At 51.7% G+C, this 1,012-nt stretch carries 1 protein-coding gene; it reads right to left on the reverse strand.

Annotated features, from left to right (window positions below):
- Window positions 1-936, reverse strand: a 936-nt coding sequence (locus HW443_RS11825) for an ISL3 family transposase (RefSeq protein ID WP_176236398.1), incomplete at its 3' end; no start/stop codon positions are given.
- Window positions 937-1,012 lie beyond the last annotated feature (76 nt).

A 1,012-nucleotide genomic window follows, 5' to 3' on the forward strand; every position in this document is an offset into this window, starting at 1 on the left:
TCCGCCGGGAACTCCGCACTTCCTAGTCGCAACAGGGTTTACTGAAAGCTTACCCTCCTTCAGTTCATAGGCTCGACAGAGTCCCTCATCCCAGGAGAGAATATTCCACAACCGGCGCTCCTGCTTCTCAGTGAGGGTCTCGGTTCCCAGCCAAAAGAGATTCCGGTACTTAAAAAGAGCCTCCTTCTTCTCCTTGCTCTTCAAATCAGTCCGCACTCTCCTCCGGACCTTGTCCAGAGCCTCATTAACGGTCTTCCCTACATGGAAGCGGTCGATAACCACTGTAGCTTGCGGAATTACCTCCCTGCAAGCGTTGTAGAATGGTTGCCACATATCAATGGCACAGGCCTTGACACCCTGGGGATTAATCTTCGCCAGGACCTCCCTGGCAGCCTTCTTGGTCTTGCCTCCTGGGGCGACATCGATCACCTTGCGCTCAACCAGGTCCACCAGCACTACTGCATAATCATGCCCTTTGCCTTTAGAGAATTCATCCAGACCAATATATTCTGTTTCTACATTTGTCGGCAGGTTGATCTTCTCAGTGAGATGATTCTGAGCCACCCGGCAGACACTGACCACACTCACCGGACACCGATAGGCTTCAGCCAGATGCCTTTTTACTCCACTCAGCGTTATATGCCGACTCAATTGGTACAGATACTTCTGGAAAAGCACTGTGTGCTTACAACCTCTCGGCAGCCCTCCCACCTCCTCAGTGAAGGTCACCGCACAGCAGAAGTCATTGATGCACTTCCAGCGTCGCTTCACAATCTGCAGACTCATTCCAGGTTCAAAGACCGGTCGGTCTATGACCTCATGAACATGCCTGTCATTGACCTGCTGACTGAGGACGCCACAGTGGGGACAGATGCCGAAGTCAATGTCCTTCTCCACCCTGATTGCCAAAGAACCATGGAATTCAGTTATCCCCATAACTCTGATTCCCCTCAGCCCAAGGATCAGGCTTCATACTGCACCTCGTTTCTTCTTTTCGACGAACACTTGGGAT

Source organism: Candidatus Hakubella thermalkaliphila (assembly GCF_013281975.1).
GTDB lineage: Bacteria > Actinomycetota > Humimicrobiia > Hakubellales > Hakubellaceae > Hakubella > Hakubella thermalkaliphila.